Origin of the sequence: Kitasatospora sp. NPDC093550 (assembly GCF_044764985.1) — a bacterium.
Classification (GTDB): Bacteria; Actinomycetota; Actinomycetes; order Streptomycetales; family Streptomycetaceae; genus Kitasatospora.
In genome coordinates this window covers 119218-140387 of sequence record NZ_JBIWJF010000014.1, presented here as the reverse complement: position 1 = coordinate 140387, position 21170 = coordinate 119218, and the positions used below count along the sequence as shown (strand labels likewise).

At 72.4% G+C, this 21170-nt stretch carries 25 protein-coding genes; 10 read left to right on the top strand and 15 right to left on the bottom strand.

Annotated elements, in window-relative coordinates; translation table 11 throughout:
• Window positions 1-13: 13 nt before the first annotated feature.
• Window positions 14-823 carry a TetR/AcrR family transcriptional regulator gene (locus ACIRD3_RS23195; RefSeq protein ID WP_402219733.1) on the top strand — a complete coding sequence of 270 codons (810 nt, stop codon included), beginning with the start codon at window positions 14-16 and terminating at the stop codon, window positions 821-823.
• 136 nt (window positions 824-959) lie between these two features.
• Here ACIRD3_RS23195 and ACIRD3_RS23190 read toward each other — a convergent pair whose 3' ends face one another.
• Window positions 960-1280 carry a DMT family transporter gene (locus ACIRD3_RS23190; protein WP_402219731.1) on the bottom strand — a complete coding sequence of 107 codons (321 nt, stop codon included), beginning with the start codon at window positions 1278-1280 and terminating at the stop codon, window positions 960-962.
• Window positions 1281-1500: 220 nt separating this feature from the next.
• On the opposite strand from ACIRD3_RS23190, the gene ACIRD3_RS23185 reads away from it, so the two are divergent.
• On the top strand, window positions 1501-2067 hold the full coding sequence (locus ACIRD3_RS23185; RefSeq protein ID WP_402219729.1) for a TetR/AcrR family transcriptional regulator: 567 nt from the start codon (window positions 1501-1503) through the stop codon (window positions 2065-2067).
• Between the two features lie 61 nt (window positions 2068-2128).
• Here the strand turns inward: ACIRD3_RS23185 and ACIRD3_RS23180 are convergent, their stop codons facing one another.
• Window positions 2129-2731, bottom strand: coding sequence for a TetR/AcrR family transcriptional regulator (locus tag ACIRD3_RS23180; protein ID WP_402219726.1), 603 nt, complete (start codon window positions 2729-2731; stop codon window positions 2129-2131).
• 82 nt (window positions 2732-2813) lie between these two features.
• Between ACIRD3_RS23180 and ACIRD3_RS23175 the strand changes: the two genes are divergently transcribed.
• The gene (locus ACIRD3_RS23175; protein ID WP_402219723.1) at window positions 2814-3659 is read left to right on the top strand and encodes an NAD(P)H-binding protein; all 846 of its coding nucleotides are present in this window, start codon (window positions 2814-2816) and stop codon (window positions 3657-3659) included.
• A gap of 11 nt (window positions 3660-3670) precedes the next feature.
• Here ACIRD3_RS23175 and ACIRD3_RS23170 read toward each other — a convergent pair whose 3' ends face one another.
• Both ACIRD3_RS23170 and ACIRD3_RS23165 read right to left on the bottom strand, forming a co-directional pair.
• Window positions 3671-3925, bottom strand: a complete 255-nt coding sequence (locus tag ACIRD3_RS23170) for a hypothetical protein (protein ID WP_402219721.1) — start codon at window positions 3923-3925, stop codon at window positions 3671-3673.
• Window positions 3922-4284, bottom strand: coding sequence for an ATP-binding protein (locus ACIRD3_RS23165; RefSeq protein ID WP_402219719.1), 363 nt, complete (start codon window positions 4282-4284; stop codon window positions 3922-3924). The genes ACIRD3_RS23170 and ACIRD3_RS23165 overlap by 4 nt, the downstream gene beginning before the upstream one ends.
• Window positions 4285-4512: 228 nt before the next feature.
• Here ACIRD3_RS23165 and ACIRD3_RS23160 point away from each other — a divergent pair, with 228 nt between their 5' ends.
• Together ACIRD3_RS23160 and ACIRD3_RS23155 are read left to right on the top strand one after the other, a co-directional pair.
• Window positions 4513-5358: a Scr1 family TA system antitoxin-like transcriptional regulator gene (locus tag ACIRD3_RS23160; RefSeq protein WP_402219716.1), complete on the top strand. Its 846-nt coding sequence runs from the start codon at window positions 4513-4515 to the stop codon at window positions 5356-5358.
• Between the two features lie 11 nt (window positions 5359-5369).
• Window positions 5370-5555 (top strand): DUF397 domain-containing protein, encoded by a 186-nt coding sequence (locus ACIRD3_RS23155; protein WP_402219714.1) that lies wholly within the window; start codon window positions 5370-5372, stop codon window positions 5553-5555.
• Window positions 5556-5590: 35 nt separating this feature from the next.
• Here the strand turns inward: ACIRD3_RS23155 and ACIRD3_RS23150 are convergent, their stop codons facing one another.
• Window positions 5591-5866: a hypothetical protein gene (locus ACIRD3_RS23150; protein ID WP_402219711.1), complete on the bottom strand. Its 276-nt coding sequence runs from the start codon at window positions 5864-5866 to the stop codon at window positions 5591-5593.
• A 191-nt stretch (window positions 5867-6057) separates the two neighbouring features.
• Here ACIRD3_RS23150 and ACIRD3_RS23145 point away from each other — a divergent pair, with 191 nt between their 5' ends.
• The 4 genes from ACIRD3_RS23145 (at window position 6058) to ACIRD3_RS23130 (ending at window position 8819) form a co-directional block, all read left to right on the top strand.
• Entirely contained in the window at window positions 6058-6183 is a 126-nt protein-coding gene (locus ACIRD3_RS23145) for a hypothetical protein (protein ID WP_402219709.1), read from the top strand.
• 346 nt (window positions 6184-6529) lie between these two features.
• A complete protein-coding gene (locus tag ACIRD3_RS23140) occupies window positions 6530-7168 on the top strand; it encodes a hypothetical protein (RefSeq protein WP_402219706.1) in 639 nt (212 codons plus the stop codon).
• 87 nt (window positions 7169-7255) lie between these two features.
• The gene (locus ACIRD3_RS23135) at window positions 7256-8119 is read left to right on the top strand and encodes a hypothetical protein (protein ID WP_402219704.1); all 864 of its coding nucleotides are present in this window, start codon (window positions 7256-7258) and stop codon (window positions 8117-8119) included.
• 301 nt (window positions 8120-8420) lie between these two features.
• A complete protein-coding gene (locus ACIRD3_RS23130) occupies window positions 8421-8819 on the top strand; it encodes a hypothetical protein (RefSeq protein ID WP_402219702.1) in 399 nt (132 codons plus the stop codon).
• A 61-nt stretch (window positions 8820-8880) separates the two neighbouring features.
• Here the strand turns inward: ACIRD3_RS23130 and ACIRD3_RS23125 are convergent, their stop codons facing one another.
• From ACIRD3_RS23125 to ACIRD3_RS23080, 10 genes are all read right to left on the bottom strand, one after another.
• On the bottom strand, window positions 8881-9468 hold the full coding sequence (locus tag ACIRD3_RS23125; RefSeq protein ID WP_402219700.1) for a hypothetical protein: 588 nt from the start codon (window positions 9466-9468) through the stop codon (window positions 8881-8883).
• Window positions 9469-9603: 135 nt separating this feature from the next.
• Window positions 9604-10410: an ABC transporter permease gene (locus ACIRD3_RS23120; protein ID WP_402219698.1), complete on the bottom strand. Its 807-nt coding sequence runs from the start codon at window positions 10408-10410 to the stop codon at window positions 9604-9606.
• On the bottom strand, window positions 10407-11333 hold the full coding sequence (locus ACIRD3_RS23115) for an ATP-binding cassette domain-containing protein (protein WP_402219695.1): 927 nt from the start codon (window positions 11331-11333) through the stop codon (window positions 10407-10409). Before ACIRD3_RS23115 ends, ACIRD3_RS23120 begins: the two co-directional genes overlap by 4 nt.
• A complete protein-coding gene (locus tag ACIRD3_RS23110) occupies window positions 11333-12172 on the bottom strand; it encodes a DUF4097 family beta strand repeat-containing protein (protein WP_402219693.1) in 840 nt (279 codons plus the stop codon). Before ACIRD3_RS23110 ends, ACIRD3_RS23115 begins: the two co-directional genes overlap by 1 nt.
• A 154-nt stretch (window positions 12173-12326) precedes the next feature.
• Entirely contained in the window at window positions 12327-12917 is a 591-nt protein-coding gene (locus ACIRD3_RS23105) for a toxin-antitoxin system HicB family antitoxin (RefSeq protein WP_402219690.1), read from the bottom strand.
• A 147-nt stretch (window positions 12918-13064) separates the two neighbouring features.
• Window positions 13065-14132 (bottom strand): adenosine deaminase, encoded by a 1068-nt coding sequence (locus ACIRD3_RS23100; RefSeq protein ID WP_402219986.1) that lies wholly within the window; start codon window positions 14130-14132, stop codon window positions 13065-13067.
• 99 nt (window positions 14133-14231) lie between these two features.
• Window positions 14232-15527 carry a DUF445 domain-containing protein gene (locus ACIRD3_RS23095; RefSeq protein ID WP_402219687.1) on the bottom strand — a complete coding sequence of 432 codons (1296 nt, stop codon included), beginning with the start codon at window positions 15525-15527 and terminating at the stop codon, window positions 14232-14234.
• A 260-nt stretch (window positions 15528-15787) separates the two neighbouring features.
• A complete protein-coding gene (locus ACIRD3_RS23090) occupies window positions 15788-16747 on the bottom strand; it encodes an ATP-binding cassette domain-containing protein (protein ID WP_402219685.1) in 960 nt (319 codons plus the stop codon).
• Window positions 16748-16780: 33 nt separating this feature from the next.
• Entirely contained in the window at window positions 16781-17635 is an 855-nt protein-coding gene (locus ACIRD3_RS23085; RefSeq protein WP_402219984.1) for an ABC transporter permease, read from the bottom strand.
• A gap of 10 nt (window positions 17636-17645) precedes the next feature.
• Window positions 17646-18509, bottom strand: coding sequence for an ABC transporter permease (locus tag ACIRD3_RS23080; RefSeq protein ID WP_402219683.1), 864 nt, complete (start codon window positions 18507-18509; stop codon window positions 17646-17648).
• A gap of 301 nt (window positions 18510-18810) precedes the next feature.
• Here ACIRD3_RS23080 and ACIRD3_RS23075 point away from each other — a divergent pair, with 301 nt between their 5' ends.
• The gene (locus tag ACIRD3_RS23075) at window positions 18811-21159 is read left to right on the top strand and encodes a transglycosylase domain-containing protein (protein ID WP_402219681.1); all 2349 of its coding nucleotides are present in this window, start codon (window positions 18811-18813) and stop codon (window positions 21157-21159) included.
• Window positions 21160-21170: the final 11 nt, after the last annotated feature.

Genomic DNA, 21170 nt, shown 5'->3' with positions numbered 1-21170 from the left:
ACACTGACCCGCGATGTCCTCCGAAGCCCCGAACGCCGCTGACACCGCAGACACCCCCGAAGCCCCGGGCCCCGAAGCCCCGGGCCCCGAAGCCCCGGGCCCCGAAGCCCCGGACGCCCCCGGAGCCCCGGACGCCCCCGAGGCCCGGCTCCCGCTGCGCGAGCGCAAGAAGCTGCGCACCCGTCAGGCGCTGATCGACACCGCGCTGGAGCTGTTCGGCGAGCACGGCTTCGACGCGGTGACGCTGGACCGGCTGTGCGAGACCGTCGAGGTCTCCAAGAGGACCTTCTTCCGCGCCTTCAGCAGCAAGGAAGACGTCGCGATGGCCCCCACCCAGGACCTCTGGACCGCGTTCCTCGACGTCCTGGAGAACACCCCGGCGGACGGGCGCCGGCTCATGGAGCTCCTGGAGGACGCGCTCGCCGCGGCGATCGAGCGGATGCCGGCCGAGGGCTGGACCGAGCGCGCCCTGGCGAGCCGGCGACTGGCCGCCCGGACGCCCTCGATGGAGGCCCACGGCCTGGCCTTCTGCGACCGGACGACCCGGGAGGCCATGTCGGCCATGGATCGGCGCTTCACCCTCGGAGCCCCCGGGATCCTCGACACCCCCGGCACCCCCGAGGGCACCGCCGGCACCCGACCCACCGCCGGGCTGCGCGCGCGACTCGCGACGGACATGCTCGTCGCCGCGTTCCACCGGGCCCTGGACGGCTGGGTGGCGCAGCCGACCGGGCACACCCGCGAGGACCTCGTACGGCGCCTGCGCGCCGCCTGTGCCGAGCTGCCGGGTGCACTCGCCGCGACGGTCCAGCCCCGCGGCTGATGGCGCGCGAACTGATCGCACACGGCTGATCGCGCACGGCTGATGGCGCACGGCTGAAGTGCAGCCCCGGCCGCCACCACCCGGCCCGAGCCGCCCAGCTCGGGCCACTCAGCCCGGGCCACTCAGCCCGGGCCGCTCAGTCCGCGGCGGTGAGCCGCGCCAGGACGAGGCCCGCGACGATCAGCACCAGCGCCGCCACCCGGCCCGCGCCGAGCGCTTCGTGCCGCAACGCCGTACCGAGCGCGATGGCGCCGACCGTCCCGATGCCCGTGAACATCGCGTAGGCGAGCCCGGCCGGAAGGTCGCGCATGGCCCGCGAGAGCAGGTAGACGGAGAGCCCGCCGATCAGCACGCACAGGGCGGTGGGGCCGGGGCGGGTGAAGCCGTCGGTCGGCTTGATGCTCTGCGACCAGACGACCTCGACCAGGCCGGCGGCGAGCAGGAGGAGCCAGGACACGGCCGCCTCACCCCCGTTCCCCGGCCAGGGCGGCCGGCGCCTCGCACCCGCTCCGCACGCCGCTCCGGCGGGAAGGGGATGCACGGCGCGGGCCGACGTCGAGAGCGAGGAGTTGCGGCATGACGTACCCCCGGGACGAACGAAGCGGACACGGCGTCCACTTGCCTGAGGCCGATGCTAGCCCCAAGTGGACACATCGTCCACTTGCTAGGATCCCTCCATGTCGCCCGTCGAACGCGCCGATGCCGCCCGCAACCGAGTCAAGGTCCTGGAGGCGGCCGAGCACCTGTTCGCCACCCGCGACCCGTCGACCGTGACCATGGACGACATCGCCAAGGCCGCCGGAGTCGGCCGCGGCACGCTGTACCGCCGCTACCCCGACCGCGCCTCGATCGCCCGCGCCCTGCTGGACGCCCACGAGCGCGAGATCCAGGAGCGACTCCTGCGCGGGGAGGGCCCCTTGGGGCCGGAGCCGGCGGCCACCCCGGCCGAGCGACTGGGCGCCTTCTACACGGCGATGGTCCACCTGCTGGAGCGCCACTCCCACCTACTGCTCGGCGCCGAGACCGGCCCGGCCCGCCTGGCCACCGGCGCGTACGGCTTCTGGCGCGCCCACGTCCGGATGCTCGCCGCGGCGGCCGGCGCCCCCGACCCGGACGTGCTCGCCGACCAGTTGCTGGCGCCGCTCGCCCCGGAGCTCTACCGCCGCCACCGCGACCAGGGGGTCTCCCCCGAACGCGTCGAGGCGTCGCTGCGCCTCCTCGCCCACCGGCTGCTCGGCGACTGAGGCCCCCTCGCGATCCCGCGAGGGGCCCCGGGTGCCGATCGCCGGGCGATGGACGGCAGGGTCAGCGATTCCCCTCCGGGGCTTCCAGCGAGTCGAGCCAGCGCAACAACCGCGCCCCCTCGCGGGTCATGACCTCCGGGTCGCGCAGGGCGTTGGCCAGCAGCGACATGCCCTGGTAGCCGGCGACCAGGGTGAGCGCCAGGCCGTCCGGATCGGGCAGACCGAGCTCGCGGAACTGCTCCGCGGCCCAGTCGAGCAGGCGTCGGATCACCGCGCCGGCCTCGGCGTCCAGGACGCCGTCGGCCCGCTTGTCGAGCTCGGCGGCCAGGGTGCCGGTCGGACAGCCGTAGCGCGCGGCGGTCTCGCGCTGCCCGACCCAGGCCTCGACCAACGCCTTGAGACGGTCCCGCGGGTCGGTCAACCTGCCGAGTCCGTCGGCGAGTTCGTCCAGTTGCGCACGGTGCTCGGACAGCGCGGCGCGGACCAGCTCGTCCTTGGTCTTGAAGTAGTAGTAGACGTTCCCGACCGGGACGTCCGCCTCGCGCGCGATGTCGGCGAGGGTCGTGCGTTCGACCCCCTGCTCGTGGAGGACGCGGGCCGCGGCCGCCGAGAGCCGCTGGCGCTTCTGCGATGCCCGCACCCGCCGATTCACTGAGTCAGTCACCCGACTGACTATAGACAGCGGCCGGTGGGCGCGTGCTACGTTCTTCTCAGTCAGCCAACTAACTCACAAACTGGGGGACGCAATGATCACCGTGACGGGTGCCACCGGGAACATCGGACGGACGCTGGTGGAGCTGCTGGCGGGGGCGGGCGAGCAGGTGGTCGCCGTGTCGCGGCAGCCGCAGCCCGCCTCCGGGGCGGCCGGGGTCCGCTGGGCGCAGGGCGACCTCGGCGACGCCAGGAGCCTGCGGCCCGCCCTCGAAGGGTCCCGGGCGCTGTTCCTACTGCTGGGCGGCGAGCTCAACAGCCGGGGCGAGAGCCCGGACGTCCTGCTGGAGGCCGCAAAGGGCGCCGGGGTCGACCGGATCGTCCTGGTGTCCTCGCAGGTCAGCGCCACCCGGCCGGACGCCGCCTCGCACGCTCGCCTCCGGGAGTTCGAGGCCGCGGTCCGCACCTCCGGACGGGAGTTCACCGTCCTGCGGCCCGGTGGCTTCGCCTCCAACGCCTTCGCCTGGGCCGAGACGGTACGGACGAAGCGGACCGTCCTCGCCCCCTTCGGCGACGTGGCACTGCCCGTCGTCGACCCGGCGGACATCGCCGCGGTGGCAGCGACCGTCCTGCGCGAGGACGGGCACGCGGGTCGTACGTACGAATTGACCGGTCCGGCGCCGATCAGTCCGCGCGAGCAGGCGGCGATCCTCGCCGAGGCGCTGGGAGAAGAGGTGGCCTTCGTCGAGCTGTCCCGCGAGGAGGCCCACGCGCACCTGGCCCGGTTCATGCCGGAGGACGTCGTCACCGGCACCCTGGACGTCCTCGGCGTCCCGCTCCCGGCGGAGTTGGCCGTCAGCCCGGACGTGGCGGAGCTGTTGGGCCGCCCGGCCGCGCCGTTCCGCGCCTGGGTCGAGCGCAACCTGCCGGCGTTCCGGTAGGCGGCTGCGGTTCAGGGGCGGGCGTCCCGGCAGCGCCGGAACTCGCGCAGGAGCGCGAGGAGGTTGATGAGGGTGCTGGCCGGGACGTTGCCGAGGGAGACGAGGCGGCGGCCGTGGAGGTTGGTCTCGCCGGGGCCGGCGGAGGGCCAGAGGAGACCGAACTCACGGCTCTCGGTGCGGAGTTCCACGATGAGCTCGATGAGTTGGCGGTCGGTGAGATGCAGCAGGGCCGGGTCGGCGGGGTGGATCGGGCGGTGGGCACTCACGCGGCACCGTCCAGCTCGAACCAGACGCTCTTGCCGAGCTTCTGCGGGTCGACACCCCAACGGTGGGTGAGCCCGGCGACGAGCTGAAGGCCGCGGCCCGACTCCGCGAGGAGGGAGAGGGGCTGCGGCTCGGGCAGGCGCGGACTGCTGTCGGCGACGGCGACACGGAGGGTGTTGGCGAGGAAGAGGATGAGGACGACCGGCGAGGACGTCCCGCCGTGCCGACAGGCGTTGACGATGAGTTCGACCATGGCGAGCTCGGCGTCGGCGATGGAGGAGGGCGGCCACCCGGCGCGGGCCATGCCCTGACGGAGGGCGTCGCGGGACAGGGCCAGGGAGGGGGAGTCGAGGTTGCGCACAGGGTCTCCCGAGAGGGGAAAGGGTGAGACCGGCGGATGCGTCGCCGTGAACGAGCCCACTGGACATGGGTGTTCTTCGGTGCCCGAGCGGCGTTACTGACGATCCGTTCGGTGAGCGGTGCATCACAGACTGTAGGGCAAGGCATGGGACATGTGCCACACGGTTTGGAACATGTCCCCAAAAGGATGGCTGGACTCGTGCCACTACTGCGTTAGATGCTTGGCCACATGCCCCACACCCCGAGCGCACGCAAGCAGCGGATCGGCATCGAGCTGCGGAAGATGCGCGACGCCGCTGGCATGACTACCGCCGAGGCCGCCGCCGTCCTTGGGTTGAACCGCTCGAAGATCACGCTCATCGAACAGGGGTTGTACGCAATCACCCCTGAGCGGGTACTCGCCCTCGCGTCCGAATATGAGGAAGGCGACTCCGAGTACGTCGACGCCCTGGCAGCGATGGCAGGAGACAAGTCCGAGGGCTGGTGGGAGGCCCACCGCGGACTCGTCTCCAATGGCCTGCTCGACATCTCAGAAATCGAACACCACGCACATGGGCTCTCGACCTATCAGATCTGCCACGTGCCCGGTTTGATGCAGACCGAGGACACCGCTCGGGAGATATTCCGCGAGGTCTATCCGCCCTTGAGGCCGTTGAACATCGAGGCGCGAGTGGAGAACCGCATGCGTCGGGCACAGCTCCTCACCCGCGCGGAGCCCATGCCTTACGAAGCCATCGTTCACGAAGCCGCCCTCCGGATGACGTTCGGCGGGGCGACGGTGGCCCGCGCACAGCTCGAACAGCTCCTGACGCTGTCGGAGCTGTCAAATGTCACGCTGCGCGTGGTGGAGTTCCGGGCTGGCGGTTTCAAGGGAGCGGGTCAAGCAGTCATGTACGCAAAGGGTCCAGTTGACCGCCTGGACACCGTGCAGCTCGACTCCATCGGATCACCGGCGTTCCTGACTGATGTGAACCAGCTAAAGAACTACCAGAACGTCATTGCGGCGATGAGAGATCGAGCACTCGGCCCGGACGATTCGCGTGACCTCATCTCCCGCATAGTGAAGACCCTGTGAGAGGAACCACCATGGATGAACTCGCCTGGCATAGGCCCGCTGCGTGCGGAGACGGAAACAACTGCCCTGAGGTAGCAGTCACCTCCCACGCCGTCTACGTCCGCAGCAGCCTCATGCCCGATGCCATCGCCCAACTCACCCCCACCGAATGGCGCGACCTCGTCTCCGCCATCCGCGCCGGCGAGTTCGACGCCTGACCCCTCCCCGCCGGGTCCGAACCCGGCGGGGACCCTCACCGGCCCCGGCGGCGCCGGAACTCGGCCAGCCACTCCCGCACCTGCTCCTCGTCGTGCAGGTACGAACCCCCCGGCCCAGCCGGGAGGTCGATCCCGTACAGCAACTGAAGCGCCCACCGGGACAGCTCGTCCCATCGCAACCCGTCGTCGAGGAACCACCGCCCGGCCCAACGGTCGGCCTCGTCCCGGCTCACCCGACCGTCCGCCACCGCGATGAACCAGTGCTCGATCTCGTCCAAGCCCGGCTGCTCGACGTCGAACTCGCGATCCATCCCATCAGTATGGCGAAGCCCCCCGATCGCATCGCTCCCGAATTCCCCGTGCGGAAGGCGGTTTTCCGCTGCCGACCGGCAGGGTAGTGGCCGAACCGTCCGTGCCTGTCCAGCAAGAAGGAGGCCTGGGCGTGGAATCACTCCACTGGAAGCGCCCGGCAGCTTGCCCCGATGGCTCAAGCTGCCCGGAGGTGGCCATCACCGCCGACACCGTCTACGTCCGCAGCAACCTCACGCCCGACGCCATCGCCCAACTCACCCCCACCGAATGGCGCGACCTCGTCTCCGCCATCCGCGCCGGCGAGTTCGACGCCTGACCGCTCCCCGCCGGCCGGCCCGACGGCCCCCCATTTTGGATCATGGGCTCTGAGCTGCTAGTGTTCTTCTCGTCGCGAGGGAGAGAATTCCTCGTCAGGCGTCAGCGGTACTACCAGAGTACGTCCCACTTTCAGTGGGAAGAGTCCGTGCAACCCGGGCCTGGCGCTCCACGGTCGAACGGGCCCGGCACCTCTCACAGGTGCCGGGCCCGTTCGCGTTGGGACCGCACGGCTTGCGCCTGCGCAGGGCCCGGCGTCGACCGGTCGTACCGGAACCGCGCAGCCCCGGCAGTGCGTCCCCGCCCCCGAGGTGCCGCCGTTCGCAGGTGAGGGAGTTCGGGTCGTCGTGTGGGCCGTCGTCGGGGTGCTGTTCGCGCTGGTGCCGCTCCTCCACTGGTTGCTGCGCGCCCGGCCGACACCGTTGCGGGCCACCGTCGCCGCCGCGCTGGTGCTCTGGTTGGCGCTGGTGCTCGTGGTGGCGCTCGACCTCCTGCAGCTGCGGAGCGAGACCGAGCTGTACCTCCTCTACACACCGTTCGCCGAACTGGCCGTGCTGGCCGGACTGCGGCTGGACCGGCGGATCGCCGGGCCGCGCGCCGAGCGCCCGCGCGGCTGGTCCCGGGCCGTCGGCATCGCGTTCCACACCCAGCTGGCCCTGGTCCTGACCGCCACCCCGCTGCTGGCGCTCGCGTTCTTCCACGAGGCGGACCTCCCCGCCGCGCGGGCCCTGCCGGAGCCGCCGCCCGGCTACACCATCCTCGGCACCGGCCAGGACTGCGGCAACGGCAGCGGCGCCACCTGCTGGCGCACCCGCTACCTCACCGGCCCGGCCGGCGTACCGACGGCGGAGGCCGCCGACCGGCTGCGGCCCCGGCGGCGCTGCGAGGCGAACGGCTGGCTGCTCGACCGCCGTGAGCTCTGCACCGAGGTCAGCACCGACGGTGCCACGATCGTCTACCGCGTCCTGCTCGGCGCCGGTCTCTAGGGGCCGTCCGGCGGGGCCCGGCTCCCGTGGCCGAGGTGGCCGGGCCCCGCTGTCGGGAATGTCGTACCGGAACGGCACAATCGGCCCATGCCCGCACCCTTCACCGATCTGGGAACCGTCACCGCGCCGTCCGGCCTGCTGGTCCTCGGGATGGCCGGCTGGATCGACTACTGGCCGGAGACCGAGCTGCCCCTCGGCGAGCGCGCCCGCGCGGCCGCCGCCGTGGGCGGAGGCCACCTGCGGGACGGGGACTGCGAGGCCGTCGCCGTCCCGGCGGCCGCCGACCGGCCGCTGCGGGTACGGGCCACCACCTCTCCGTCACCGTTCGACGAGGAACCGGCCATCGCGACCCTGGAGGTCGAACTGGGCCTCCCCTGGCCCGCCGACGCCGACCCGGCCGCGCCGGTCCTGCTCGGCGACCTGCCCGTCGACCGCTGCGGCATGGTGATCGGCGACGCCCTGGGGCTGGAGGCCTGGACCGGACTGGACGGCGACTCCACCGACGGACTGGCCGACGTCACCTACTGGGGCCGCCACGCGGACGACGCCCATGCCCGGTTCGGCGGCGAACGGATCTTCTGGCACGGCGTCGACGGACCGCACGGGTGGCTCGACCTCCCCCTCCCCGAGGCCACCGCACGCGCCGCCGAGCTCACCGCCTGGCGCGGTGGCCTGTCCGGGACCGGTGTCGCCGTCGCCCTCGACCCGCACACCGACCACTACCTCGCCCAACGGGCGGGCTGGGACCACCCGCTCCGCGTCGGCGCGATCGAGGTCGGCGGCTGCCCGGTGCTCGGCATCGAATGGGACCAGGGCGACCACTCCGTCCGCCACCACGGCGAACGCGGCTGGGGCCAGGTCTACCCGGTCACGCTCGAAGCCGACCCGTCCGGTGGCACGGTGCTGCGCTGGACCATCCCGCCGTACGTCGAGGGGGAGGAGCGGAACTGACGTAGCGCCACCTGCTGTCGGTCCCGGGCGGCGGCACCGCTCACCCGTCCTCGCCGCTGCCGTCCTCGGCCTCGGCCTCGGCGAGCTCCGAGGGGGCGAGGAACGGGAACCGTTCGCGCGGCTCCCGCAGGTTCCGGCTCTGGCCCAGAAAAGGCCTGATCCGATCGCCTGCGGACGAACCGCCCGGAAGCGGGTTTTCCGCTCTCGACAGCCGGGGTAGGGCGGAGACGTTCGCACTCCGACCATCTCCCAAGTCCCTGGCGGAGGCGAATCCTTGAGACTCTCCACGGAAGGAACACGCATGCACCGGACCGTCCGCAACGCCCTCGTCACCCTCGTCGCCGCCGGCGCCCTCACGGCCGCCCTCGCCCCCGTCGCCACGGCCGCCGAACAGGCCCGGACCGCCACCCGCGCACCGGCCCGGCCCGCCAACCCGAAGACGGTCAAGGCCGACGCCTACAACCAGGCCCGCAGCATCCTCGCCCAGGCGGGCAGCCAGACCGCCGCCAAGTCGCACCCGATCCACGGCAAGAACGACGTCCCGGTCTCCTACGGCACCAGCCTGCTCGCCGCCGCGCGGGACGAGTTCCGCGCGGCGGACAAGTACCTGCCCGCGGGCCAGAAGAAGTCCGACATGTCGATCGCCCACTACAACGCCATCCACAGCGCCGCCAGGACCATGGGCATCGACCGCTGGTAGCCGCTCGCCCCGGCGGGCCCCGGGTGGCCGGGCGGCCACCCGCGGCCCGGCCGAACGCCCCCTACCGGGGCGTGACCTTCGGCTCGCTCAGCCGGCCGTCCTGCTTCACCGCGTACTCCCTGATCTCGTGGGTCGTGATCACTTCGATCAGGTTCGCACCGGACCATTCGGCCCGCAGGAAGCCTTCGCCGTCCTCCCAGGTGCCCAGGTACCAGTGGCGGGCCGTCCAGCCGCTGCCGGTCAGCAGTTCCACGCGGTAGATCGGGTCGATGGACCAGGCGAGGTCGGTGATGGTCAGGACGTGCTCGGGGTTGCCGGGCTCGGGTTTGCGCTCCATGAGCCGGCCGTCACTGCCGAGGAAGTACGTCACGGCCCCGATCGCCACCGCAACCATGATGAGCGGCGACAGGATGGCGGCGCAGCCGAGCTGCGCCCACCGCTCCCGGAACTCGAACTGGACCAGCATCGAGACCATGAGCATCACGGCCGCCGCTCCGAGCAGCAGCACCGGGTGGTTCAGCCAGCGTTCGACCTCGACCAGACCGCCGGAGCGGGAGGCCTGGTGACCCACCAGGTACGACAGGAAGGCGAGGAGCGCGGCACCCCTGAACCACCATTCGATCCGTCTGTGCCACGTAGCCGCCGCCATGTGCTCCCCCGGGGTGAAACCTTTGCCCGGACTTTACTACGGGCGGCACACCCGTCGGCCTGCCGTGAACGGCCGCTACGGCCCGGGCGACGGTGGTTCCGTCACCCGGGCCGCCGCCCACCGGCCGTACCCCCGTCACCGCCGGTGGAAGACGCTCCTCGACCAGAGGTAGCCGAGCAGCGTCAAACCGGTGCACCAGGCGAGGGCGCTCCACCCGCTGCTGCCGATCCCGGTGCCCGTCAGCAGGCCGCGCAGGGTCTCGATGACGGGGGTGAACGGCTGGTACTCGGCGAACCAGCGCAGCACGGTCGGCATGGAGTCCGGCGGGACGATCGCGCTGCCGATGAAGGGCAGGAAGGTCAGCGGCAGCGGCGTGTTGCTGGCGCTCTCCGGTGTCTTGGACACCAGCCCGATCCCGGCCGATATCCAGGTGAGGGCCAGCGTCACGAACAGCAGCAGACCGGCGGCGGCCAGCCACTCCAGCGGTCCGGCGGTCGTCCGGAAGCCCATGGCGAAGGCCGCGGCCGTCACCAGCACCAGCGCGACCACCGTCTGGATGACGCTGCCGATCACGTGCCCGGCGAGGAAGGCCGAGCGCGAGATGGCCATCGTGCGGAAGCGGTTGACGATCCCCTCCGTCATGTCGACGCAGACGCCCACCGCCGTGGCGACCGACCCCGCCGTCGCCGTCATCAGGACGATGCCCGGCGTCACGTAGTCGATGTAGCTGCCGCCGCCGATGCCGGCGCCCAGCGCGCCGCCGAAGGCGTAGTTGAAGAGCAGCAGCATCATGACCGGCATCAGCACGACCGAGAAGGTCATCGCCGGGTAGCGCTGCGCGCGCTTGAGGTTCCGCCGCAGCATGGTCAGCGAGTCGCTGAGCGCGTAGCCCGTCGTCGCGCTCAGTCCGCTCGTCGCGCTCGTCGCGCTCGTCGCGCTCATCGCGCTCCCTCCCCGGTCAGTGTGAGGAACACGTCGTCCAGATCGGCCGTCTCCACGACCAGCGATTCCGCCTGCACCCCGGCGTTGTCGAGGGTGTCCAGGACGGCCTTCACCGTCAGGACGGAGTTGTCCCCCGGGATGTCCAGCCGCAGCGCTTCCCGGTCGGCGACGGCGTAGTCGAACAGCTCGGCGGCGTCGCCCAGTCGACGGGCGTCGGCGAACTGGAGCCGGATCCGCCCGCCGGGGACGATCCGCTTGAGCTCTTCGGCCGTGCCCTCGGCCACGATCCGGCCGCCGTCCAGGACGGCTATCCGGTCGGCGAGTTGGTCGGCCTCCTCCAGGTACTGCGTGGTGAGGAAGATCGTCACCCCGTGGTCGGCGACCAGCCCGCGGATGATCTCCCACATCGTGCGCCGGCTGCGCGGGTCCAGTCCGGTGGTCGGCTCGTCGAGGAAGATCACCTCGGGGTCGCCGACCAGCGTCATCGCCAGGTCGAGCTTGCGCCGCATGCCACCGGAGAAGGTGACGACCGGCTTCCGGGCGGCGTCGGTGAGTTCGAAGCGCCGCAGCAGGCCCTCGGCCCGCCTCCGCCCCTCCCGACGGCGGAGGTGGTTGAGGTCGGCCATCAGCATCAGGTTCTCCTCGGCGGTGAGCAGGTTGTCCACCGCCGAGAACTGGCCGGTCACCCCGATCGCCTTCCGCACCGCGTCGGCCTGCCCGACCACGTCGTGCCCGGCCACCCGGGCCACCCCGCCGTCGGCCGGGATCAGGGTGGAGAGGATCTGCACGGTGGTCGTCTTGCCGGCCCCGTTCGGCCCGAGCAGCGCGTACACGCTGCCCGCCGGGATCTCCAGGTCGACGCCCCGGAGCACCGCCTTGTCCCCGTAGGACTTGGTCAGTCCGATCGCCGAGATCGCGGCCATCAGGCCCTCCGGATGATGACGTTGCCGACCTGGGTGCGGGCGAGGACCTCGACCGTCTCCCGGGCGTCGCCCGGACCCTGCACCTCGCCGAGGGACTTGCGGACGGCGCCGAACTTGCTGTGCACGTCGAGCCAGGCCGCCGTGCCCTCCGCGATGCCGACCTCCACGTCGCCCACGCTGGTCTGCAGGTTGACCTTGCCGCGGACCACCTTGCCGACCCTCAGGTGGCCGTTGGCCGACTTGGCCTCCACACCGGCCCCGGCGGCGCCGACGTGGATCCGGCCGTTGGAGGCGTTGGCGGAGAGCTCGCCGCGCACCTCGTCGATCTCGGTGTCGCCGTTGCTGTTCTTGACCGTCAGCACGCCGCCGACGGTGCCGATCTCGATCCGCCCGGAGCCGGACACCTCGGCGTCCCCGGCGACGGCGCCGAGCCGGATGTCCCCCATGTCGGTCTTGAGCCGCACGCTCTCGGCCCGGTCGACCTGGATCCGGCCCATGGAGGTCTTCAGCCGGCAGTCGCCGAGCGCGCCCTCGACGACGAAGTCCGCCATCGGGGACTCGGCGTGCACCTGGGAGCCGGCCGGCAGCTCGACCCGGACCTCGATCGAGCCCTTCTTGCTGGAGAACACGGTGCGCTGCTTGGGGCCCTTGAGGGTGAGCCGGCCGCCGGAGAAGTCGACCTGGGTCAGCTCGGCGGCCTTGACGTCCGCCTCCCTGGCCGCGCTGGCGGGCCGGACCTCGACCACGGCGTCGGCGCGCTTGCCGGCGGTGATCCACACCGCGCCGATCTCGAACTCGATGGAGGCGGAGATCGGTCCGTCGGTCTCGTACGTAGGCATGGCTGTCCCGTCCTCTTGGCTCGTGTGGGTGTTCCCGCTGGTCGGAGCGGGGGTGACGTCGAAGGTGCAGAAGGTCAGGTGGTGCAGAAGATCAGGTGATGCGGAAGTCAGGTGGTGCGGAAGTCAGGTGGTGCGGAAGGGTGGCGCCGAGGCGTCAGTGGACCCAACCGGTGAAGCCCTGGCCGCCGGCGCTGCGCGGGGCCGGCCGGAGGCCGAGGTCGGCCGTCGGGCGGGCGGCCGACTGACCGACCTCCAGCGCGCCGGCGACGGCCCGGACCAGCCAGGCGTTGAGGGAGAGGCCCTCCTGCCCTGCGGCCTCCTCCGCCCGGGCCTTCAGGTGGGCGGGCAGACGCAGGTTGATCCGGGCGGTGCCGCTCTCGTCGGACTCCGCCGAGCCGGACGGCACCACGGGCGGCGTCACCGGCGGCACCACCGGTGGCACCACGGGCGGCACCATCGGCGGCACCACCACCGGCGCGTCGCCGTGGAAGCCCTCGGCACCGGGCGGCGCCGTCACCACGAACTCCGGGTCGAGCCCGCGCAGCCGCACGTCCACCGAGCCGGGGGCGAGGTCGCGGGTGACCTCCCCCATGGCGGCGGAGAGCGCGTTGAGCAGGGTGAGCCGCACGGCCGACTCCAGCGGGAGCGTCAGCCGGTCGGCCAGCGCGCGGGCTTCGTCCCCGCCGGCGGCGGCGGCCACGGCGAGCTCGTTCCGGAGGTTCTCGACGTACGGTGTGAGGTCCATGCCCAGAGCATGGCACATCGATGGCGCCATGTCGAGCCATTCATGGCACCACTCTGGCGCCATCACCCGGACGGCGTACGGCCCCGAACGCCGAACCGCCCCGCCGGCAGCAGCCGACGGGGCGGTTCACCCGGGGGAACGCCGAGGCTAGGCCTGCTGCCAGGCCGCCAGGTGGGTGTCGATCTCGGCGACCAGTCGCTTCTTGCCCGCCTGGTCCAGGAAGGAGGCCTCGACCGCGTTCCGGGCCAGCGCCGACACCCCGGCCTCGTCCAGCCCGAGCAGCCGCGCCGCCACCGCGTACTCGGTGTTGAGGTCGGTGCCGAACATCGGCGGGTCGTCGCTGTTGACGGTCACCAGCAGGCCCGCGTCCACCATCCGCTTGATCGGGTGGTCCTCGATCCGCTCCACGGCCCGGGTGGCGATGTTGGAGGTGGGGCAGACCTCCAGCGGGATCCGGTGCTCGCCCAGGTGGTCGACCAGCGCCGGGTCCTTGACCGCCTGGGTGCCGTGCCCGATGCGCTCGGCGCCGAGCACCCGGATCGCGTCCCAGACCGTCTCCGGCCCGGTGGTCTCGCCCGCGTGCGGGACGCTGCGCAGGCCGACCGCCCGGGCCCGGTCGAAGTACGGCTTGAACTGCGGGCGCGGCACGCCGATCTCCGGGCCGCCCAGGCCGAAGCTGACCAGGCCCTCGGGGGCCAGCTCGGTGGCCAGCCGGGCGGTCACCTCGGCCGCCTCCAGACCCGCCTCGCCCGGGATGTCGAAGCACCAGCGCAGCACCACGCCGAGCTCCTTCTCGGCGCGCACCCGGGCGTCCTCGATCGCCTCCATGAAGGCGACCTCGGGGATGCCGCGGTTGACCGAGGAGTACGGGGTGATCGTCAGCTCGGCGTAGCGGATGTTCTGGCGCGCCATGTCCTCGGCCACGCCGTAGGTGAGCGCCCGGACGTCCTCGGCGTCCCGGACCAGGTCCACGACGCTCAGGTAGACCTCGATGAAGTGCGCGAAGTCGGTGAAGGTGAAGTACTCGGCGAGCGCGGCCGGGTCGGTCGGCACCTTGGACTGCCCGGCGTGGCGGGCGGCCAGCTCGGCGACGACCCGCGGCGAGGCCGAGCCGACGTGGTGGACGTGCAGTTCCGCCTTGGGCATCCCGGCGATGAACGCCTCGATGCCGCTCTTGCCACCGGCACCGAAGGTGCTGGTGGCGGGGTTTCCGATCCGACTTCCGTCCGGCTGGACCACGGCGGTGCCCTTCTTCCTTCTCCGCGCGTCTACGCGCGTTCCGACAGTGCTGGCAAGCATAGGCCGCGGCGCGGCTCAGCCGCCGAGCGCGACCGCCACGGTGTGGATCAGCAGTCCGGCCAGGGCGCCGACCACGGTGCCGTTGATCCGGATGAACTGCAGGTCGCGGCCCACGTTGGCCTCGATCTTCCGGGAGGCCTCGTCGGCGTCCCAGCCGGCCACCGTGTCGGAGATCAGCGAGGTGATCTCGGCCCGGTAGGTGTCGACCAGGTACTGCGCGGCGTCCTGCAGCCAACCGTCCACCTTGGCCTGCAGCTTGGCGTCGGTGGCCAGGCGCTCGCCGAAGCGGCGCACGCCCTCGCGGATGCGCCGGCGCAGTTCGCTGTCCTCGTCCTCGGCCGCGCCCATCACCAGCGTGCGCACGGCCGTCCAGGTGGAGTTGATCAGGTCCTGCACCTCGGGGCGGGCCAGTATCTCCCCCTTGGCCCGCTCGACCCTGGCGATGGTCTCCGGGTCGGTCTGCAGCTCGGTCGCGAAGTCGGCGAGGAAGTTGTCGATCGCGCCGCGGGCCGGGTGGTCCGGGTCGTCCCGGATGTCGGTGACGAAGCGCAGCAGCTCCTTGTAGACCCGCTCGCCGACCTGGTGGTCGAGGAACTTGGGCGTCCAGCCCGGGGTCTTCTGGGTCACCTTCCGCACCACGTCCTCGTGGTTGGCGGTCAGCCAGCCGTGCGCCCGGACGGCCACCAGGTCCACCACGCCGTGGTGCCCGCCGTCGGCCACCACCTTGCCGAGCATCCGGCCCATCGGCTCGGCCACCGAGGTGGCGGCGGCCCGTCGGGTCACCGCCTCGGCGACCACCGCCCGAACGTCGTCGTCGCGCAGCACCGCGAGCAGGCCGCGCAGCGCGGCCGAGGCCTCCTTGGTGACCCGCTCGGCGCTGCCCGGCGCGGCCAGCCACTCCCCCAGCCGGCGGCCGATGCCGAGTGCCGCGAGGCGCCCGCGCACGACGTGGCCGGAGAGGAAGTTCTCGCCGACGAAGTCGCCGAGCGACCGGCCGAAGGCGTCCTTCTTGGTCGGGATGATCGCGGTGTGCGGGATCGGCAGGCCGAAGGGGCGGCGGAACAGCGCGGTCACCGCGAACCAGTCGGCGAGCGCGCCGACCATGCCCGCCTCGGCCGCGGCCGCCACGTACCCGGCCCAGGCGCCGGCTCCCTCCGCCTTGGCCCAGGTGGCGAGGGCGAAGACCAGGCTCGCGAAGGCCAGCAGGCCGGTCGCGATGGTCTTCATCCGGCGGACGCCGCGTCTCTTCTGCTCGTCGGCCGCGGTGAACCGGACCCCGGGGCCGGTCCCGCTGAAGGCTTCGTCACTCACCCCGCCAGTCTGCCCGGTGCCCGGCGCGGACGGGGGCGTGCCTCGCGATCACACGCCCCGCATCCGCGACGAACCCTCCCCGACAGCCCCTCACACCCCCTGGCGCGCGCCCCTCGACCACGCCGCTGCCGACGACCACGCCACCGGCCGGCGACCACTCCGCCGCCCACCGACCACGCTCCCGTCCGGCGACCGCGCTCCCGGCCGCCGTACGCGGCACGGCGGCCGGGAGGAGATCCCTCCGGGGGAGGCGGCCGACGTCAGCCGATCGGGACCTCCGCGTACATCCGCGCGATCACGTCCTCGATGGCCGGCTCGCGCACCGACAGGTCCACCAGCGGGTACCGCTCCGCGACCGCCGCCACGATCGGCGCGGCGCTCTGCTGCGCCGGGAACGCCAGCCACTGGCGCGGCCCCTCGACCTTGACCACCCGGGCCCCGGCCACCTCGATCGGGGGCCGGGCCCCGGCGAGGTCCACCACCAGGGTGCGTTCGCTGCGCCCGGTGGCGTGCAGGCCCTCCAGCCCGCCGTCGTACACCACCCGGCCGTGGTCGATCACCATGACCCGGTCGCAGAGCTGCTCGATGTCCGTCAGGTCGTGCGTGGTGAGCAGCACCGTGGTGCCCCGGTCGCGGTTGACCTCGCGCAGGAACTCGCGCACCTTGGCCTTGCTGACCACGTCCAGGCCGATGGTCGGTTCGTCCAGGTAGAGCACCCGCGGGTCGTGCAGCAGTGCGGCCGCGAGGTCGCCGCGCATCCGCTGGCCGAGCGAGAGCTGACGGACCGGGGTGTCCAGCAGCTCGCCCAGGTCGAGCAGTTCGACGCAGCGGTCGAGGTTCTCGCGGTACCGCCGGTCCGGGATGCGGTAGATCCGGCGGGCGAGTTCGAAGGAGTCGCGCAGCGGCAGGTCCCACCAGAGGGTGGTGCGCTGGCCGAACACGACGCCGATCCGGCGGGCCAGCGCGACGCGTTCGCGGGCCGGGTCGACCCCGGCGACCCGCAGCCGCCCGGAGCTGGGGACGAGGATGCCGGTGAGCATCTTGATGGTGGTGGACTTGCCGGCGCCGTTGGGCCCGATGTAGCCGACGCACTCGCCGGCCTCGACGTCGAAGCTGAGCCCGTCCACCGCGCGCACCTCGCGCTTGGTGCGGCTGAACCGGCCGGCGCGGGCCCGTACGGTGAAGCTGCGCCGGACGTCCTGGAGTTCGATCAGTGCCATGGAACCTGGAACCTCCTTGAGGGCGGGGGGAGTTCAGCTGCCGGTGCCGCGGTAGGCGCGCAGTCCGGCGCGCCAGGCCAGCCCGGCGACGGCGACGCAGAGGGCGGCGGCGAGCGGGGAGGCGTACTGGAAGGCGGTGGGCAGGCCGAGCGGGTCGGGCCGCCCGAGGACGTGCAGGGCGGGCAGCCAGTTGACGAAGGCCAGCGGGACGCCGAAGACCACGCTGAGCACCAGTTCCTTGGCGAAGACCGTCGGCGGGTACTGCAGCATCAGGCCGCCGCCGTAGGTGAAGGAGTTCTGGAGCTCCCCGGCCTCGCCCCACCAGAACTGCAGGCAGGCGAAGGCCACCCAGATCGCGCAGAAGATGGCCGTGCCGCAGAGCAGCAGGACGGGCACCAGCAGGACCTTGTCCCAGGTCCAGGGCACGTCCAGGGCGGCGAGCGACCAGGCCAGCACCGCCGCGGACTGGACCGGCCGGCCGATCCGGCGCAGCGAGAAGCGTTCGGCGCAGAGCTGGGCCAGGGCCGGGGCGGGCCGGATCAGCATCACGTCCAGCGTCCCGGTCCTGATCCGGTCGCCGAGCGCGTCGATGCTGCCGACCAGCAGGTTGGCCATGCCGAGCGCGAAGCCGGAGGTGCCGTAGAGGAAGCCGAGTTCGGGCAGCGTCCAGCCGCCGAGCGTGGCGGTGTGCCGGAACATCAGGATGATCACGGCGAAGTCGAGGAAGGCGATCACCAGGTTGGCCGCGAGCATCATCGTGAAGGAGGCCCGGTAGGACATCACCGAGCGGGTCCACATGGCGGCGCACAACCACCAGGAGCGCACGGCCCAGCGGACGCGGGCCGGAGCGGAAGGAGTGAGGTCGGAACGGGCGGGGTCGGAGCGCATCAGACCGGGGTCAGCCACCCTGGACCACCACCTTGCGGGTCGCGAGCGCCTGCACCCCGCGCCCGGCGGCGAGCAGCGCCGCGGCCCAGCCGAGCTGGAAGCCGAGCGGCCCGAGCACGGCCGCGCCGGTCGCGTGCTCCAGGAACAGGTCGGCGGGCACCTGCGCCAGCGCCGCCCACGGGAGCACCCGGGCGAGGTCGCCGAGCCACCCGGGGAAGAGCGTCAGCGGCAGCAGCATCCCGGAGAGGAACATCGTCACCACCAGGGTCACCGAGCGCACCCCGTCGGAGTCGTGCAGCCAGAAGCCGGTGAGCGCGACCAGGAAGCGCAGCCCGAAGCTGGCCGTCTCGGCGAGCAGCACGGAGAACAGGAAGACCAGCCAGGTCAGCGGCCGTTCGGGCAGCCGGAAGTGGAAGACCAGCGATCCGGCCAGCAGCGGCACCCCGCCGCGGACCACCAGGTGGAAGCCGGCCCGGCCGAGGTCGCTGGCGAGCCACCAGCCCTGGAAGTCGACGGGCCGGTAGAGGTCGACGGCGATGTCGCCGCTGCGGAACCGCGTCTGGAGGTCGTTCTCGAAGCCGCCGCCGAAGATCGCCGTGGTGGGCATCAGGGCCTGGCAGATCCAGATGAAGGTGACGGCCTGGGTCAGGTCGTAGCCGCCGAGACCGGGCCGGGCCCGCCAGAGCGCGACGAAGGTGTAGGCGAGGATGCAGCCGAAGACGGTGTTGGTGAAGATGCCGGCCAGCGTGGCGGCCCGGTAGGTGGAGTAGCGGCGGAAGGCGCCGCGGGCGACGGCCGCGTACAGCCCGAGGGAGGCGGTCAGGGCCGCCCGGGGATCGGGAGGCCTCGCCCCGGCGGGGGCAGCGTTCAGCATATTGTCTCCTTGTCGACAAATGCGGGCACACGGGTGCCCGCACGCGTCCGCACACGCCCCAGTGGCTCCGACCGGCCGTACCCGGGGGTGCCGGGCCTGGCGGGCGGAGCTGCCGAAGTGGGTGCGCTATGAAGTTCGCATCTTTCACCGTACCTCCGACCCCCACGGCCCGCACCCGTTTTTCCAGCGGTCGTCAGTACGCACACGCCCCGGCGCGAACAGCGGCGCTCACAGCGCACAACGGCGCACGTCAGACCCCGACACACCGCTGACCGGACGTCAAATAGCACATAATCGCGGCATGACCTTGAGCAGCAGACGCCAGGCCAAACGGGCCGCCCGCCGCGAGGCCCGCCGCGCCCTCCCGCTCTGGCGCCGGCTGCTGCCCACCTGGAGGGTCCTCCTCGGCACCCTCACCGCGCTCTTCCTGCTCGCCGTGGGCGGCTTCGCCGTGCTCTACGTCATCGTCCCGGTGCCCGACGCCAACGCCCACGCCGTCGCCCAGAACAACATCTACCTCTACGCCGACGGCACCACCGAGATCGCCCGCACCGGCGCCGTCAACCGCACCGACGTCACCATCGACCAGATCCCGCTGCAGACCCAGCAGGCCGTCGTCTCCGCCGAGGACCGCACCTTCTACCAGAACCGCGGCATCGACCTGAAGGGCATGGCACGGGCCGGCTGGAACACCTTGCTCGGCAAGGGCATGCAGGGCGGCTCCACCATCACCCAGCAGTACGTCAAGAACTACTACCTGACCCAGGACAAGACCATCGAGCGCAAGGGCCGCGAACTCCTCATCGCCCTCAAGGTCGACCAGCAGCGTGACAAGCGCGACATCCTGGCCGGGTACCTCAACAGCAGCTACTTCGGCCGCGGCGCCTACGGCATCCAGAGCGCCGCCCACGCCTACTACGGCGTCGACGTCTCCGGTCTCACCCTCGGCCAGGGCGCCTACCTCGCCTCGCTGCTCCAGGCCCCCAGCCTCTACGACGTCAGGACCGCCACCCCCGCCAACCGCGAGAAGGCCGTCGCCCGCTGGAACTACACCCTCGACGGCATGGTCCAGCTCGGCTTCCTCACCCCCGCCGACCGCGCCGCCACCGCCTTCCCCGAACCGATCGAGCCCCAGCCCACCACCGGCCTGGCCGGCCAGGCCGGCTACCTGGTCGGCGTCGCCGACGACTACCTGATCTCCTCCGGCACCATCGACGCCGCCACCCTCAAGGCCGGCGGCTGGCGCATCACCACCACCTTCGACAAGCCCCGGCAGGACGCCTTCGTCAAGGCCGTCCAGGACGAGCTCGGCGCAGACCTCGACCCCAAGTCCCGCCCCACCACCGACACCGACGTCCGGGTCGCCGGAGCCTCCGTCGAACCCGCCACCGGCCGCGTCGTCGCCGTCTACGGCGGCCCCGACTACGCCAAACAGCCCTACAACGACGCGCTGCGCCAGGACAACCAGATCGGCTCCACCTTCAAGCCGATCGACCTCGCCGCCGGCCTCATCGCCCAGCACACCCTCGACGGCCGCCCGATCACCACCGAGTCCCGCTACGACGGCACCAGCGAACGCCCCGTCACCGGCGGTCCCACCCCGTACGCCCCGCCCAACGAGGACGGCACCGACTACGGCAGCATCACCCTGCGCTACGCCATGGTGAAGTCCGTCAACTCCGTGTACGCGCAGGAGGGCGTCGACGCCGGACTCGCCCGCGTCCGGGAGACCGCCGTCAGACTCGGCATCCCCGACAGCGTCCGCGGCATGGACCCGGCCAACACCTCGATGACCCTCGGCACCGCCACGCCCAGCGCCCTCGACCTGGCCGGTGCCTACGCCACCCTCGCCAACCACGGCCAGGCACACGCCCCGTGGTCCGTGCTCAAGCTCGAACGGGTCAACCCCGGCGGCGCCGTCGACGTTCCCAAGACGCCCGACCACAACCCCACCGACGCCGTCGGCCGCGGCATCGCCGACTCCGTCACCGACGTCCTGCGCGACGTCGTCAGCCCGCGCGGCACCGGCGCCGCCGCCCTCGACCTCGGCCGCCCCGCCGCCGGCAAGACCGGCACCACCGACGCCAACCTCTCCGCCTGGTTCGCCGGATACACCCCCGAACTCGCCACCACCGTCGGCCTGTTCCGGGAGAACCCGAAGACCCACGCCAAGGAGCCGCTGGCCGGCACCGCCGGACTCACCCGGATCAACGGCGGCGCCATCCCCACCAAGATCTGGACCGCCTACACGGCCGCCGCCCTCGACGGCACCCCCACCCGGCAGTTCGACCTGCAGACCGGACACGACGACCCCGGCACCGACAACGGGCCCACCCCCGGCGGCAGCACCGCCCCGGGCGCCGGCGCCACCCCGCCCCCCGGCGCCGTGGCACCCAGCGCCACCATCCCCGGGCTCATCACGACCGTCCCCACCCGCGCCCCCAGCGCACCCGCCGCCACCGGCGCCCCCGCACCCGGCCCCGGTCCCGACCCGGCCACGCCCAGCCCACAGGCCCCCCAGCCCACGCCCAGCCACGCACAGCCCAGCCCCACCGCCCAGCCCACCCCGACCCGGCCGCCCCGCCCCACCGACCCACCCACCGCCACCGGCGGACCCGTCACCCACCCCGTGGCGACCCCCACCCCCTGAGCGGCGGGCAG